We start from the raw sequence: 15381 nt of genomic DNA, 5'->3' as shown, positions 1-15381 counted from the left end.
CGAGTCAATGCCGCGCCTGCCAAGGCGTGCGCGACCCATGCTAGAAGCCGTCCGGTCGCGCGAAACCTCGGCGCGGCCGCCCAAGGCTGGGCCGGGAGTTCGAATGTCTAGGGTCGCCATTGTGGGGAGCTGCATAAGCCGTGATCTGTGGCGGTTCCGTGGCGGGTTGGTTGCGAAGACGGCGCCGGATGAGCTCCCCCCGATGCTGTACGTCTCACGAACCAGCATTCCGAGCCTTTTTGCCACACCCCTCGCCGGTTTCCGCCCGGCCGCCAGGCCGCCCGCGGCTCTGCGGCCACAGCCGCACCGGGCGCTCGTCGCCGACCTGCGCAAGACCGCGCTCGCCGAGCTGGTGGCGTTTCGCCCCACCCATCTGATCTTCGACTTCATCGACGAGCGCTTCGACCTGTTGTCGGTGGGCCAGAGCCTCATCACCGACAGCTGGGAGCTGGAGGCCAGCGGCTACCGCCGGCAGCCGGCCTTCCGCGGCGCCCGCAGCATCCCGCGGCTGTCGGCGGCCTGCGACCGGCTGTGGCTGGAGGCGGCGGCGGAGCTTGCGGCCTTCATCCGCGCCACGCCGCTGGCGCGGGCGAAGCTGATCCTGCACTCGGCGCGCTGGGCCGAGCGGCGCCGCACCGCCCAGGGACGCGAGGCCCGCGTGGCCGGGGTCGAGATCCTGCCGGGCCAGGCCGCCGATATCGGCCAGCACAATGCGCTGCTGGCCCGCTACGAGGCCGCGTTCGCGCAGCTGATGCCGCCGATGGCGCGGGTTGAAGCCACGGCCCAGCGGCTGGCCGACGACGAGCATCTCTGGGGCCTGAGCCCCTTCCACTACGTGCCGGCCTACTACGGCGAGATCTGGCGCCAGCTGGCCGACCTCGGCCTGCAGCCGGCGCTGGCGGCCTAAGCCTTCACGGCCTTGCGCGCCCAGTGCTCCAGCGGGGTCATGCCCTGCGCAACCAGCTCGGGGCTCTGCGCCAGATAGGCCGCGGTCGGGAACCCCGGCCGCGCCTCGGCCACCGCCCAGGCGCCGCCCTGCAGATAGTCGACCAGCGGATTGGCCCCCGGCGCCAGACCCGCGCCGCGGGCCTTGACGTAGTGGACGGTGTCGAACCAGGGGCTGGGCGAGCGGCCTTCGGCGGCGCCGCTGGTCAGGAAGTGCGACAGCGGCTCGAACCCCGCCTCGGCCACGTCGGCGTACTGTTCCAGATACCAGGCCGGATCGACCAGGGGATGCGGCGTCAGGCCCGTGCGCCAGCCGAGGGTCGTATAGTGGGTCAGGGGCGCGATCTCGCTGGCCGTTCGCGGCATCTGGCGGCGGTACCATTCCGGATCGAACAGCGGATGCGGCGAAAGGCCATCGCGCCAGCCGATCCGCACATAGTGGCTGACCGGATCCTCATGCGGCGCAAGCCGCGGGTCCTGGCCCAGATAGTAGGCGATGTTGAACAGCGGATGCGGGTCGCGACCGCGCACCGCGCCCTGCCGCACGAAATGCTCCAGCGGCGTGCCGGACGATCCCCGCAGGTCGGAGGCGTTGGCCTGGATGTAGTGGACCGGATCGAACAGCGGGTGCGGCGAGCGTCCCTCGACCGCGCCGCGGAACAGGTAGTGGACCAGCGGCGCCAGGCCCTTGTCCGCCGTATCGGGGTAGCAGGCCATGTACCAGACCTGGTCGAACAGGGCCGGCGGCTGCGCGGTGGGGTCCGCGCCGCGCCGCGCGTAGGCCGCCATCTCCGCGAGCCCGCCCGCGCCGCGCCAGACCCCCGTGCGGGCGATCAGCAGCGCGTCGCCCCAGACGCCCAGCCGAAGCAGCAGACGCTCCAGATGGCTTTCGTACCGGCCGTAGCCGCGGATCGCCTCGCCGGCGGTTTCGGCGAAGTGCTGGCGGGTGATCTGGGCGCGGACCCGGGCGTCGGCCTCGGCGCGCGCCCTCAAGGCTTCGGACAAGGCCAGCGTCAGCTCGCTGCGGGTGAGCGCCTCGCGGACCTGCGCCTGGTGGGCGAGGCTGTGCGCCAGAGCCAGGTCGGCGCGCAGCCCGGCGACCCGTTTGGCCACGGCGACGGCCTTGGCGGCCACCTCGGTGGTCGGCGGCGAGTCAGCGGGTTTCGGCGCGGGCGCGGCGGTCTTGGCCATGGCGGTTGTCTCGGGCTCGCGTCTACGCCTGTCAAGGCGACGAACGTTCAGAGCCCTTCACGCTCCAGCCACTGGGCGTAGCCGCCCTCGCCGGCCGCGAACGGATCGGGGAAAGCGGCCTGCAGGTCGGTGCGCTGGCGGTAGAGGACGCGGTGCGCCTTCTCGATCGGCGCGCCGTCGGAATAGGCCCCGAACGCCCACCAGCGCTCGGGGATCGCCGCGTCGGTCGCCGCGGTCACCTGGCGCTTGTACCAGCTCCACACCTCGTAGACCGGGTAGTTGGTGGCGCCGTATTTCTTGGTCATGGCGTCGCCCATGGGGCCCAGCTTGGTGAAGTGCCAGAAGCGGAGCGGCGCGCCGTTGACGGTCACCTGCCCGTCCTTGCCGACCGCGAGCTTGCGGGTCGAAAGGTTCCAGCTGGCGACGTTGTAGCCGGGATCGCGGACCACCTTGACGCGATCGAACAGCGCCGGGACGTGATCGCACCAGCGCTGGTCCACGAAGAGGCCGGCCGGCATGTCGTCGTAGCACCAGTCCAACAGCCGGTCGTTCCACCACTTGGCGAACCGGGCGCCCTCGCCGGTGGTGCGGATCGCCACGAAGCCCAGGTTGAAGATGCCGGTGCGGGAGGCCGACAGGTCGTTGTCGGCGATGGCCTCGGCGGTGACGTTGGGGTCGATCAGGTGCGGGGTGAGCAGGATGTCGTGCTCCTCCAGCATCGCTTCCAGGGGGCTCAGGCTGGCGAACAGCGCGGTGTCCGGGTCGAGGTAGATCACCGCGTCGGCGCCGGAGCTGCAGGCCTGGTGGATGAACGGCCCTTTGACCGCGGTGCAGACCTCGACCACGTCGTGCTTGAAGAGCCAGCCCTGGAAGTCGGCGATGCCCAGATCTTCGGCCCAGACCACCCGGTCGAAGGGCTCCTTTGACGGGTCGAAGCGGAAGCCGGCCGGCGGCCTGTCGGTGATCAGGGCCACCAGCTCCCAGTCCGGATGGAAGCGGCGCAGCGTCTGGTAGAGCACCCGGGCGCGGTTCAGGTAGGAGAAGGTGAAGCTGGAATAGCAGAGCACCTTCATTTGGCGCCCTCCAGCAGGTCGACCGTCAGTGCGCTGAACGCTAGGTCGTAGACCAAGGGCTGGCGCGCCGCGCGCGACAGGTCCGCCAGGTCGCCCGCCTCGAAGGCGGCGGCCAGCGCGTCCTCGCCCTCCAGCACCACGCCGTGGCCGCCCTCGGCGACGAAGGCCGCCACATTGCCGCTGTCCGGCCCGGTGATCACCGCGGCGCCCGCGGCGACGGCCTCATAAGCGATGAACGAGAAGGTCTCGCGGCACAGCGGCCAGATCAGCACCGCGTCGATCTCGTGGGTCTCGATCGCCTGCTGCATGGCGCGCGGCGCGGCCTCGGTCACCGTGACCTTGTGGAACTCCACCGGCAGGCCGGCCGGGCTGCGGCCGCCCAGATGGATGAACCGGTAGCGCGGATCATCGGCGTGCCGGGCCACCAGATCGCGGAAGATCTCCCAGCCCTTATGGGCCGCCGGCATGCCGGCGTAGGCGATCCGCAAGGGGCGGTCGGCGGGCGTCGCGGGCGCGGGGCCGCGCTCGACCAGGCGGGCGTGCGGCAGGACGATCTCGCCGGCGTTCGGATAGCCCGCCCTCGCCTTCCAGAGATCCAGGGTGACCTGGGCCGGCGCGACCACCGTCAGGCTCAGCCGCTCGAACAATCGCTCATGTTCCGCCACGTGCCGCGCGCGCCACGGGCCATAGACACAGATGCCGCAGGCCTGGCTCTCCGGCGGCGGCGCGGCGCAGTCCTCCACGTCGTTGCGCATCAGGTGGAAGCCGGCGCAGACGCTGGCGAAGTCATGCAGCCAGAAGAATCCGGCGTTCAGCCCGGCCGCGGCTAGGAGGTCGGCGGTCTCGCCGGCGTTGTGGCCCAGGAGGCTGTGGATCGCGAAGCTGCGCTTGCCGCTCTTCACCGCGCCCGCCGCCTTGGCCACCGCGGCGATCACCGTCTTGGGCGAAAAGACGCCGAGCGCCTTGCCGTTCAACAGCACGCCCAGATGACCGTCCTCGCCACGCACCCGCACCACCGGCCAGGGCTTGGCGGGGTAGAGGTGCAGGTGGTCGCGGCCCAGCGCCGCGATCCGCGCGTCCTCGCGCTGCAGGCAAAGTTGCACGCCGCCGGTGTTGGTCGTGTAGTCGTCGTGGCTGAAGGTCACGTGCAGATGGCGCAGCGCCGTCTTGGCCTGGGCCAGCCCCTTGGCGAGCGCCGCGGCGGTCCCGAGCTTCAGCTTGGCCTCGGCGCGCGCAACGCTCGCCACCCGCGCCTCGACCGGGACCAATCGCTTGATGAGCTCGTAGCGGAAGCCGAGGTCGGTGCGCGCCGCGCGTCCCTCGGCGCGCCCGGCGCCCAGGAAGTGCACGAACGGATTGATGTCGGCCGCGGCGATGTCCGGATAGCTCTCCAGATAGTCCTTCACCGAAAACGTCGGGGTCGGGTCGCGCCCTTCGCGCCAGCCGCTGGCCAGGAAGTGGTCCAGCGGGTCGACCCCGGTCTTGGCCACATCGACGTTGCTGGCCAGGTAGAAGGCTGCGTCGAACTCCCCGGCCGCCAGGGTGCGCTCGCGGTGGCGTTGAGCGGCCTCCTCGGCCACGGCGTCGGCGGCCTGGCCTTCGCCGAGCAGGGTCTCGAAATTCCAGGCGGGCTCCTCGCCCCGGCGCGCGCGGCGCAGCAGGTAGTCGTCGGCCAGCACCGAGCGGACGATCTCGCGCCCCTCGCGGCGGCCGACCGTCAGATAGTGATGCAGCGGGTTCCAGCCGGCCTTGGCGACCTCCGGATAGGCCTCCACATAGGCCCGCGTCGAGAACCAGGGCGCGGGGTCGCGCCCCTCGCGCCAGCCGCTGCCCGCGTAGTGATGGATGGGATCGAGCCCGCTCTCCGCCAGGTCCGGATTGACCGCCCGGTAGAAGGCCCCGTCGATCGCGGTGGCGATCACGCGCTGCACCTCTTCAGGTGACGAGCTTGGCGACATCCTGGCGGGGGCCACGACGGCCATGCGGTGCGATTTCCTCTGCAGCAGAAGGGCTTCTGTGCAACAGAAGGGCCTACCGATCAACCGGGCGGGGAGCTTGCGGCGCCGAGCGTCCCTGCGTACAGCCAAGGCCCTATGAGCACCGCCAAATCACCTGCGACAACGTCCGAACGCACCGCCTATCTGGTGCTGGGCATGCACCGTTCGGGCACCTCGGCGGTGACGCAGGTGCTGGCGCTGGCCGGCGCGTCCCTGCCGGAAAACGTCATGGCCGGCGACGAGCACAACGCCAAGGGCTACTTCGAACCCTGGAAGATCGCGCTGTTCAACGACGGACGCCTGCGGGCCGGCGGCGCGGCCTGGGACGACATCTTCGCCTTTCCCTATCGCCCGCTCAGCCTCAAGGCCGAGCGGACCTGGCTGAACCGCGCCGAGGCGCTGTTCGAGGAGGAGTACGGCGAGGTCCGCTATCCGCTGCTGAAGGACCCCAGAGTCACCGTCCTGATGCCGTTCTGGCGCACGGCGCTCACTGAACTGGAGGTCGGCGCGCGTTGCGTGATCCCGGTGCGCCATCCGCTGGCGGTGGCCGGATCGCTGGCCCGGCGCAACGGCTTTGCGCCGGAGAAGTCGGTGCTGATCTGGAGCGCCTACATGCTGGCGGCGGAGGCCTACACCCGCGACCTGCCGCGCGCCTTCGTCAGCTACGACGGCCTGCTCAAGGACTGGAGGGCCGAGGTCGCCCGGATCGAAGCCGCCCATGGCGCGCCGCTGCCGAAGATGACCGAGGCCGCCGGCAAGGCCATCGACCGCTTCCTGACGCCGGAGCTGCGCCACAACGAACAGGCCGGGGGCCTGAAGGACCTCGGCTGGGCGGGCGCGCTGGCCGGTCAGGTTCTGAGCTGGTTCGAGACCGCGTCCGCCGGCGCGGCGCCGGGCCCCGCGCCCCTGGACAAGGCCGCCCGCGAGTTGGCCAAGCGCGGCCAGGACATCGGCGTGCTGGTGTCGCCGGCGACCCGCGATCTCGACGCGGCGCGCGCCGAACTCCTCGAGGTGCGCCAGCGGCTCGCCTACGAGGAAGGCCAGCGGCAGCGCCTGCAGGCCGAGGTCGACGCCCTGCGCCGCGACGCCGCCGAAGCCAGCGCGCGGCTCGATTCCATCCTGGCCGACGGCTGAGCTAGGGACGCCGAGCGCGTGGCCAAGCCCGCCGATCCCGCCGCGTTCATCGAACAGCGCCGCGCCGCCCGCGAGGCCGAGGTTCAGCGCGGCGAAGACCGCTGGAAGGCCTTTCAGGCCGCCAACCGCAAACGCTACCAGCGCCCGATTGAGCGTTCGCGGGTCGTCAGCCGTGGGGTCATGTTCAACAATGTGCTGGCGCGGGCTAAGAGCCCTGGGCGGATGCTCCTTCTGAAGGCGCGCAACGTCTGGAACGAGCGAATCGAAACGAGCCTCGGCTCGATCCCCGGTCCGACCGCATCCCTCTACGACTATGTGGCTGCCGGGCCGAACGCCTCGTTCCAGCCTCGGGCCCTCTTCGATCAATGCTGGTACTTGGATCGCGCGCCGGCTCTGGCTGGCAGTCAGTGGGCGCCGCTGGCGCACTATCTCGTGGTCGGCGACGGCCATAACCTCAGCCCTCATCCGTTACTCGACGCACCGGCTTATCGCGCCCGCCAAGGGGCGCTGATGAGCACCAAGCGAATGACGGCGCTTGAACACTTCCTCTTCGAAGGCGCGGCGGCGGGCGCAAACCCGCATCCCCTCTTCGACGTCCGCCACTACGTCGGCCAGTCGGACGAGTTGGCGGCGAGTGGCGAGAACCCGCTGATCCACTATTTGCGCGCCGGTTGGCGCGAAGGGCTGGAGCCGCATCCGCTGTTCGCCGGCGCCTGGTACCTGGAGCGCAATCCCCACGCCCAAGCCGCCGGCGTCGCGCCCCTGCTGCACTACGTGACCACCGGCGCCGCCGAAGGGCTGGACCCGCATCCGCTGTTCGAGACGGTCCACTATCGCCGCCAGCGCCACGGCGGGACGCGGGGCGACGCGCTCGTCGACTACCTGGCCGCCGGGGCGCGGGCGAAGAAGAGCCCGACGCCGCACTTCAACCCGGCCTATTATCTGGAACAGGCGGGCGACCGGCCGCTGGCCCACGCCAACCCGCTGCAGCACTACCTGACGCTCGGAACCTACGAAGGCCTGTGGCCGGCGCCGGACTTCGACGAGGCCGGCTATTTCGCCGCCCACCCCGACGCCGCCGCGACGGGCCTGAGCGGCCTGGAGCACTGGACCCGCCAGCGCACGCAGCGGCCGCTCCCCGGCGCGCCCGCCGGCCGGGTGGTCTCCGCCGAGGCCCTGTTCGAGGACCTGCGCCGCGCGTCGGACCCGGACCCGGCGGCCTATGACAACGACGCCTTCGAGGCCCTGCGCCAGCCGCGCGGCGAGGCGGGGCCGCGCGAGCCGGTGCGGGTCATCGCCATCCGCCGCGCCGCCGCACCCGACTGGGTCGCCGTCGCCCGCGCCCTGCCCAATTTCCGCGGCCACCTGCAGCCGCGCCTGCCCGCCGACGGCTTCACCGACCCCTCCGATCCGGCGAGCCTCGCCCGCGACGTGGCGCTGGCGCAACGCTATGGCCTGGGCGGCTTCTGCCACGAGGTCGCCAGCCTAGAGGCGGCCGCGGCCATGGCCTCCGCCAAATTCCCCTTCTGCCTGGCCTGGACCGGCGGCGCGGCGCGGGCGCTTCCCGCGCTGGGCGCGCCGCACGCGATCCGCGTCGAGGGCCGGTCCGTCCTGCTGCTGCCGGCCGACGCTGACTTGGCCGCCTGGCGCAAGACCGGCCAGCTCTTCCTGATCCAGCGCGGCGGCGCGCCCGTCGCCGGTTTCGACGCGCATCTGAGCGACGGGGCCGAGCCCCGCGCCCCGGAGGGCCCGCCCGGCCCAGTGATCAACCCGGACTTCCGCGGCCTCATCCATGACGCGCTCACCCTGATCGGCGAGCGGATCGCCCAGCCCTTGAGGGCCGGCGCCATCCCGCTGGTCGTCGCCGCCCACGACACCACGCCCACGTCACAGGACGCGCCCAGGGTCTGGCAGGGCGCCAGTCCCGGCGCGCTGCAGGCCTGGCTGCAGGCCGCCGGCGACGCCGTGCGCGGCCGCCCGGCCGACCATCGCCTGGTCTTCGTCCACGCCTGGAACGACTGGGAGACCGGCGCCGCCCTCAGCCCCGACCTGCGCTTCGGCCACGGCTGGCTGGAGGCCGTCGCCAACGCCGCCGACGCGGACCTGCTCGCGTGAGCCCTGAGGTCACCATCGTCGGCTACCCCTTCCAGCCGACCGGCATGGCCGAGCACGCGCGCTCCACCTTCCGCGCCTTCCAGTCGGCTGGGATCACGCCGCGTCTGCTCGACGTCGCCGACGCCAACCGCGGCTACGACCCGGACCTGGAGCGCGACTTCGCCCCGCATCTGGTCACGACGCTCGGCGAGGGCGTGAACCTGTTCGGCGTCAACGGCGACGAGGCCGAACGCGTCATCGCCAAGGTCGGCGAGGCGGCCTTCGCCCGCGGCTACAACATCGCCTACCCCGCCTGGGAGCTGGCCCACTACCCCAAGGCCTGGGCCAAGGTGCTGGACCGCTTCGACGAGATCTGGGCGCCGTCCGCCTTCGTCCAGGCGGCCCTGCAGGAGGCGGTGACCAGGCCCGTCCACCGCATGCCGCTCCCGGTCGACCTGAAACTGTCCTCCTTCCTCGGCCGCCGGCATTTCGGGATTCCGGAGGAGGCCTTCGTCGCGGTGTTCTTCTTCGACTTCGCCTCCTTCGCCGACCGCAAGAATCCGGGCGCGGTGCTGGAGGCCTTCGAGCGCCTGGCCGCGCGCCGCCCCGACGCTCGCATCCACTGCGTGATCAAGTCGCGCGGCGGCCATGACATGGCCCCTCTTGATGGAAATTGGGCCCAGGACGCGCTGGAGGCCCGGCTGGCGGCGCTCGGGCCGCGCGCCCAGGCGATCTACGGCGACCTCTCCGACAACGAGATCAAGAACCTGGTCCGCGCAGCCGACGTGTTCGTCTCCCTGCATCGCTCGGAAGGCTTTGGGCGCGGCATGGCGGAAGCCATGGCCATGGGCCGCCCGGCCATCGCCACCGGCTATTCCGGCAACCTCGACTTCATGCCGGAGGGAACCGGCCTGCTGGTCGACTACGAGCTGGTCCCGGTGGCCCCTGGCGCCTATCCGCACGGCGAGGGGCAGATGTGGGCCGCGGCCTCGCCGGAGCACGCCTCCCGCCTGCTGGAACAGCTGCTGGACGAACCCGCGCAGGCTCGCGCCATGGGGGCCCGCGCCAAGGCCTTCATCGCCGAACACTACTCCACCGCAGCGCTTGGCCGCCGCTACCTCGAGCGCCTCGCCGCCATCGGCCGGGCCTAGGCCCTGCGCCAGCGCGGCGGGTCCAGCGCCACGTAGAGCAGGCTGACCATGGCGGCCAGGTCGAGCAGGTAGAGGTAGCGGTAGTCGCAGGCGACCGAGATCACCGCGAAGCTCGCCGCGAACAGCAGCGATCCGGTCAAGAGGCCGATGAACGCCCAGTCGGCCGCCTCGCGCCGGCGCAGCAGCAGCACGATCAGCCCCGTCGCCACCACCGCCCAGGTCAGGTGCGACAGGATCGGCGTGCCGTAGAACCGCTTGGCGTAGGCCTCGACGCCCTTGGCCTGCGGGCTGACCCCGCTCTGGATGTCGAGGTCGCGCAAGAGGTTGTCCGGCCCCATGACGCCGGCCTGGACCGGCAGGCAGAGCTCCAGCTTCGGGGTCAGGAAGACCCAGCGGAAGACGTCCAGCCGCTGCAGCGCATAGGCCGCCGGATAGTGCAGCATGATGCGGCGCCACTGGGCGTCCATCGCCGGATAGGGCACGTGCCACAGGGCGTAGCGGAACTTCACGTCGTTATCGAGGCTGTCGACCCGGCTCGCATCGTAATAGGCGGTGGCCTTGCCCTCGATCAGCGCCGCGGCGGCCGGATCGGCCTTGGCGATCTCCTTCAGCTTGAGCGTCGGGTGGTGCGCCTTGGCGCCGACGATGTCGTAGTGCTCGAGGACCTCCATGCCGAGGTCGGCCTTGAGCGCCGGAGAGGTCTGGGCCGGCTGGGCCACATGGTTCCAGATGAGCGCCACGGCGACCATGGCGGCGAACGCGCCCAGGCCCCAGCGCAGGCTGCGCCGCCAGCCGCCGCCGCGCACCGTCCAGGCGAAGACGCCCGCGCCGGCCACCGCCAGGATCAGCCCGTTCTGCCGCGCCAGCGCCGCCAGCGCCAGGCAGGCGACCGCGCCGGCGATCGCCCAGGTCGGCTTCTCCGCCCAACGCTGCGCGGCGTGCGCCAGCAGGATGAAGCCGGCCACCGACAGGTTGGCGAACAGCACGTCGCGCCAGACGATGCCCTGGTAGATCAGGAACTGCGGCGTCAGCACCACCAGCACGCCCAGCGCCACCGCCCACCAGGTCGCGCGCGGCCGAAGCCTGGTCAGCGACATCAGGCTGAAAAACAGGAGCGCCGCCGAGGCCGTCACATAGAGCCCGGTGCCCGCCACCAGATGGTCGAAGGGTTTCAAGACCCAGGAGGAGACCACCGGCGCCCAGGTCTGGCGGGTGTCGGTCCTGGCCTCGACCAGCGAGATCACCGAATCGTAGGACATCTGGCCGGGCGCATTGGCCGCGAGGCTCAGCAGCAGGCCGCCGAACATCGCCCAGCGGAACGCCCCACCCGCGCGGCTCTCGCCCTCTGGCCGAATCACCTCAGTCAAAACCCGCCTCGCTCCCCACCTCGCCTCACAGGTAAAAGGCCGCTAAGGCTGCGGCGCAAGGGAAACGAGACGGAGGAGCCTGGATGAGCGGCGCGCGCGACCTTGCGGCCCGGCTTGCCCGATTCCCCAAGACCCGTCCGGCGCTGCCGCCCAAGCTGGCGGCGATCTACACCCAGCAGTACCTGCAGAACCGCGGCGGCGAGACCCCGGCCGCGTCCCTTTCGCAAAAGCTGGAAAGCTGGCTGCACCGCCAGGTCGCCGCCGATGTGCGGGGCGCCGCGACCCCCGGCGCAACGCTCGAGCTCGGCGCGGGCACGCTCAACCAGCTCGCCTATGAGCCGGCGGGCGGCGCCTATGACATCGTCGAGCCGTTCGAGGCGCTGTTCCAGGGCTCGCCGCTGATCGGCGGCGTGCGCGACCACTACGCCGACATCCGCCAGATCCCGGCGAGCCGGCGCTATGCGCGGGTCACCAGCGTGGCCTCGCTCGAGCACATCTGCGACCTGCCGTTCGTGCTGGCCCGGGCGGCGCGCCTGCTCACCCCCGACGGGACCTTGCGCGCCGCGATTCCCAGCGAGGGCGGCTTCCTCTGGAAGGTCGGCTGGATGTTCACCACCGGCCTGGAGTTCCGCCTGCGCCACGGCCTCGACTACGGCCTGCTCATGGCCCACGAGCACGTCAACGACGCTCGTGAGATCGAAACCCTGGTCCGCGCCCTCTTCGAGGAGGTCGAGGTGAAGAGCTTCGGCCTCGGCCGCCAGCTCTCGCTCTACCGCTTCCTCGCCGCCTCGAAGCCCCGCCTCGACCTCGCCGCCGAATGGGACGCGCGGTTCGGCTAGGGTTCGGACCCATTCAGATAATTGAATTTATTAAATAACGTCATGGCCCGGCTTGTCCGGGCCACCCATGATCTCCGCGTCGACGGATAGGACGCAGCGGCGCCGCAGCGCTTACCGCGCGCGCCCGGTGTTCATGGGTCCCCCGGACAAGCCGGGGGATGACGATCAAAAAAGAAGCGCAGCGGTGATCGCGTTTTCACCCTAGTGGATCGTGTGCGTCGGCCTTTCCCGCCGCCAGGGCGTCGGCGGGTCCAGCGCGGCGTAGATCAGGCCGGCGATGGCGGCGACGTCGGTGAAGTAGAGATAGCGGTAGTCGCAGGCGATCGAGATGATGAAGAAGCTCGCCGCGAAGGCCGCCGCGGCGAACTGCATCGCCGCCATGGTCACGTCGGCGCCCTGCCGCCGCCAGAGCAGCAGCACCCCCAGCACCAGCGACAGGCCGGTGTAGAACACGTGGCTGTAGACCGGCGTGTCGAGGAACCAGCTGGCGTAGTTGTAGAGCATCACGTCGGACTGCACGTAGCGATGCTGCATCCCCAGCGGCGCCATCTTCTCGGCGGGCGCGTCGACGCCGACGTAGATCGGCAGGCACCAGTCGACCACCGGAGGGCTGAACACCCAGCGGAAGTCCTCGACCCGCACCCGCAGATAGAGCCCGGGATGCCTGAACACCAGGTCGCGCCACTGGGCGGCGAAGGCCTTGTCGCTGATCAGGTTCAGGCCCGCCTGGATGGCCGGATCGCGGTCGACGAAATCCACCCGGCGGCCGGAATAGTCGGCCTTGGCCCGCGACCTGACGATGGCCGCGGCGGCCGGGTTGGCGGCGCTGAGCTGGTCGACGCGGTAGGTCGGATCCAGCGCCATGGCCCCGATCACGTCGAAGCTCTCGACGATCCTTAAGCCTGTGCCGAGCGCGGTGTCCCTGGGCGCCTTGGGGGGCTCGGAGAGCGTGGTCTCCAGTTGGCCCACGACCACCAGGGCGACGAGCGCGCCGATCGCCCAGGTGAGCCCGCGCCGCCAGCGGCCTCTGGCGGTCGTTTGCGTGTCGTCGAAAGCGGCGATCCACCCAAGCGCCAGGGCCGCGAAACCGCCGGCGATGACGCCGTTCTGGCGGACCTGGGCCCCGGCCGCCATCAGCACCAGGGCGGTGATCAGGAGCGCCCAGCGCAGGCCGCGTCTTGGCCACACCTGGCCGGCCCAGGCCACCAGCACGAAGCCCGCCACCGCGCAGTTGGCGAACATCACGTCCTTCCAGACGATGCCCTGGTAGATCATCAGCTGCGGGGTGAGCACGGCGGCCGCCGCCACCGGGACCGCCCACCAGCTGGTCTTGGGGCGAAGCCCGGTGAGCGCCGCGAGCGCGCCGAAGAACAGCGCCGCGCTCACCGTCACATAGAGCGAGGTCCCGGGGATGAAGCCGTCGAAGAAGCCCAGCACCCAGGCGTAGAGCGCCGGGCCCCAGGTCTCGCGGATATGGAAATGCCCCTCATAGAGCTGCGCCACCGAGTCGTAGGAGAGGTGCCCCGGCAGGTTCGCGCCCAGCATGACCAGCAGGCCCGCGGCCAGCACCGCGCGAAACGCGGTGCGCGCGCCGACGTTGACCTTGATCTCGATGGTGAAGCCCCCGCTTCGCCGCCCACCGCTTCGCGGTTCTGAATCCCCAGCCATGGCAAGGTGGTACGGTGCGCCCCCGCCGAAGAGAAGCGCAAAAAGCGCCGCCGCTTGGCGGGGTCGGCCAATCATGGTGAGTTGCCGCCATGACCGCCCAGGCGCTCGCCATCCGGCCGGCCGGGACAACGCCGGACCTGCTCGACGCCTATAGCGCCCTGCTGAACGCCACCTTCGTCACCGGCAAGTTCAACCCCGCCGCGCTCGCCTGGCGCTACCGCGACAACCCCGCCGGCGCGGTGATCGGCGCCGACGCCTGGGACGGCGAGCGGCTGGCGGCCCACTACGTCGCCTGTCCGCTGGAGGCGCGGATCGACGGCGAGCTGGTGCGGGGCCTGGTCTCGCTGAACACCGCCACCCATCCGGACTATCAGGGCCGGGGCCTGTTCACGCGCCTCGCCGAGCACGCCTACGGTCTGGGGCGCGACGCCGGCTACGGCTTCGTCATCGGCGTCGCCAACGCCAATTCGACGCCGGGATTCCTCCGCAAGCTCGGCTTCCAGGACGCCGGGCGCCTGCACGCGGGCCTGCTCGCCAGCGTCCCCAGCCGGTTCGAACCGGCCGCCGTCCAGTATCAGGGCGCCTGGCGCGAGGACCTCCTGGCCTGGCGCCTCGCCAACCCCGACGGCCAGTACGTGACCGCGCGGCGGGGCGGCCTGACCTGCGTCTGGGCCAGGACCCATCTGCCGTTCGTCCGCTGCGGCGCCTTCCTGCCCTACAGCGGCGAACTCGCGGCCGTCGGCGCGGCGCCCCTGGCCGCCACCCTGTTCCTCGGCCTTGAGCCCCGCATGAGCCTCGCCCGCCAGGGCTTCCTGCCGATCCCCGACCGCCTGCGCCCCTCGCCGCTCAACCTGATCTGGCGCGCGCTCAGCGCCGCGGCTCCGGAGACGCTCAAGCCCGGCGCGGCGGCCATCAACTTCCTCGATTTCGATCCCTACTGATGACCGTCCTCTACGTCCTCGCCCACTTCGACGACGAGTACTGCAGCCTGCCGCTGATCGACGAGGCGCGGGCCGCGGGCCAGGACCAGCTGTTCGTCTACGTCGTCGACTATCCGAGCGAGACCGTCCGCGCGCACCGGCACGCCGAGAGCCGCCGTTTCCTGACCTGGCTGGGCGTCGACCCCAGCCGCGCCGTCCACATCGGCCAGCAATCCGGCGCGGTCGACGGCGCCCTGCACAAGTCGCTTCCCTCGGCCTACGCGGCGTTGGAGGCCGCGCTCCAGGGCGTCGAGGTGGAGCGGATCGTCTGCCCGGCCTGGGAAGGCGGCCACATGGACCACGACATGTGCGCGCTGCTGGCCTCCGAGCTCGCCGCCGCGCGCGGCGTCCCCGTCGAGATGATCAGCCTCTACAACGGCCAGGGCCTGCCGGCGCCGCTGTTCCACGGCGGCCGGCCGCTCGCCCACAACGGGCCCGTGCGGCGCTTCAAGCTGGGCGCCGGCGGCCTCTTCCGCTGGATGCTCGCGGTCCGGTTCTTCATCCTGCAGCGCGCCTGGCTGGGCCTCTGGCCGACCATGTTCTGGACCTACTGCACCCGCGGCTTCGGGGTCCAGCGGCTCGATCCGGCCCGGGTCCGCGAACGGCCGCACGAAGGCGTCCTGCTCTACGAGCGGATGTTCGGCGTGCCCTACGAAGAGGTCCGCGCCGCCGCGGACGCCTTCCTGGCGCTGCGCAGCTAGGCGACTCTACTTTCAGGAACCCAACGGCCCTCTTCCTTGAGACTCCGCGGCAGCGGAGGCTCAGTCCTTCAACACCAAGATCACCAAGGGCACGAAGACCACGAAGACGCCCTGCCTGTCTCAGCGCCGCAACTTCCGCCGGCCCCTTCGTGGTCTTCGTGGTCTTTGAGGTCTTCGTGTCGCCTTGGTGTTCTTGGTGCTCTTGGTGGTTTGAAAAGGGACTGCCCGCTGCGCGGACCTC

Annotated in this window: 12 protein-coding genes; 7 read left to right on the top strand and 5 right to left on the bottom strand. The window is 71.1% G+C overall.

Annotation, left to right across the window (positions count from 1 at the left end; all coding sequences use genetic code 11):
• Positions 1-7: 7 nt before the first annotated feature.
• Positions 8-907, top strand: a complete 900-nt coding sequence (locus tag VKQ35_RS08215; protein ID WP_324360402.1) for a DUF6270 domain-containing protein — start codon at positions 8-10, stop codon at positions 905-907.
• Here the strand turns inward: VKQ35_RS08215 and VKQ35_RS08210 are convergent.
• From VKQ35_RS08210 to VKQ35_RS08200, 3 genes are read right to left on the bottom strand one after another with little or no spacing between them, the layout of a single operon-like run.
• Positions 904-2136 carry a hypothetical protein gene (locus VKQ35_RS08210; RefSeq protein ID WP_324360400.1) on the bottom strand — a complete coding sequence of 411 codons (1233 nt, stop codon included), beginning with the start codon at positions 2134-2136 and terminating at the stop codon, positions 904-906. The two genes, VKQ35_RS08215 and VKQ35_RS08210, sit on opposite strands and share 4 nt — an antisense overlap.
• Before the next feature lie 47 nt (positions 2137-2183).
• Entirely contained in the window at positions 2184-3209 is a 1026-nt protein-coding gene (locus VKQ35_RS08205; protein ID WP_324360398.1) for a hypothetical protein, read from the bottom strand.
• Positions 3206-5191, bottom strand: a complete 1986-nt coding sequence (locus VKQ35_RS08200) for a hypothetical protein (protein WP_324360396.1) — start codon at positions 5189-5191, stop codon at positions 3206-3208. The genes VKQ35_RS08205 and VKQ35_RS08200 overlap by 4 nt, the downstream gene beginning before the upstream one ends.
• 111 nt (positions 5192-5302) lie before the next feature.
• Between VKQ35_RS08200 and VKQ35_RS08195 the strand changes: the two genes are divergently transcribed.
• The 3 genes from VKQ35_RS08195 to VKQ35_RS08185 are packed head-to-tail and all read left to right on the top strand — an operon-like array spanning position 5303 to position 9585.
• Positions 5303-6340 (top strand): hypothetical protein, encoded by a 1038-nt coding sequence (locus VKQ35_RS08195; RefSeq protein ID WP_324360394.1) that lies wholly within the window; start codon positions 5303-5305, stop codon positions 6338-6340.
• An 18-nt stretch (positions 6341-6358) separates the two neighbouring features.
• On the top strand, positions 6359-8455 hold the full coding sequence (locus tag VKQ35_RS08190; protein WP_324360392.1) for a glycoside hydrolase family 99-like domain-containing protein: 2097 nt from the start codon (positions 6359-6361) through the stop codon (positions 8453-8455).
• A complete protein-coding gene (locus VKQ35_RS08185; RefSeq protein ID WP_324360390.1) occupies positions 8452-9585 on the top strand; it encodes a glycosyltransferase family 4 protein in 1134 nt (377 codons plus the stop codon). Before VKQ35_RS08190 ends, VKQ35_RS08185 begins: the two co-directional genes overlap by 4 nt.
• Here VKQ35_RS08185 and VKQ35_RS08180 read toward each other — a convergent pair.
• A complete protein-coding gene (locus VKQ35_RS08180; protein WP_324360388.1) occupies positions 9582-10952 on the bottom strand; it encodes a hypothetical protein in 1371 nt (456 codons plus the stop codon). The two genes, VKQ35_RS08185 and VKQ35_RS08180, sit on opposite strands and share 4 nt — an antisense overlap.
• 83 nt (positions 10953-11035) lie before the next feature.
• On the opposite strand from VKQ35_RS08180, the gene VKQ35_RS08175 reads away from it, so the two are divergent.
• On the top strand, positions 11036-11791 hold the full coding sequence (locus VKQ35_RS08175; RefSeq protein ID WP_324360386.1) for a hypothetical protein: 756 nt from the start codon (positions 11036-11038) through the stop codon (positions 11789-11791).
• 201 nt (positions 11792-11992) lie between these two features.
• Here VKQ35_RS08175 and VKQ35_RS08170 read toward each other — a convergent pair whose 3' ends face one another.
• Positions 11993-13459 (bottom strand): hypothetical protein, encoded by a 1467-nt coding sequence (locus VKQ35_RS08170; RefSeq protein ID WP_324360384.1) that lies wholly within the window; start codon positions 13457-13459, stop codon positions 11993-11995.
• Between the two features lie 89 nt (positions 13460-13548).
• Here VKQ35_RS08170 and VKQ35_RS08165 point away from each other — a divergent pair, with 89 nt between their 5' ends.
• Both VKQ35_RS08165 and VKQ35_RS08160 read left to right on the top strand, forming a co-directional pair.
• Positions 13549-14400: a GNAT family N-acetyltransferase gene (locus VKQ35_RS08165; protein WP_324360382.1), complete on the top strand. Its 852-nt coding sequence runs from the start codon at positions 13549-13551 to the stop codon at positions 14398-14400.
• Positions 14400-15140 carry a PIG-L deacetylase family protein gene (locus VKQ35_RS08160; protein WP_324360380.1) on the top strand — a complete coding sequence of 247 codons (741 nt, stop codon included), beginning with the start codon at positions 14400-14402 and terminating at the stop codon, positions 15138-15140. The genes VKQ35_RS08165 and VKQ35_RS08160 overlap by 1 nt, the downstream gene beginning before the upstream one ends.
• The last annotated feature ends 241 nt before the right edge of the window (positions 15141-15381 follow it).

Source organism: Phenylobacterium sp., from assembly GCF_035309685.1.
GTDB lineage: Bacteria > Pseudomonadota > Alphaproteobacteria > Caulobacterales > Caulobacteraceae > Phenylobacterium.
The sequence above is the reverse complement of the archived record's forward strand: the minus strand, read 5'-3'. Positions and strand labels throughout refer to the sequence as shown.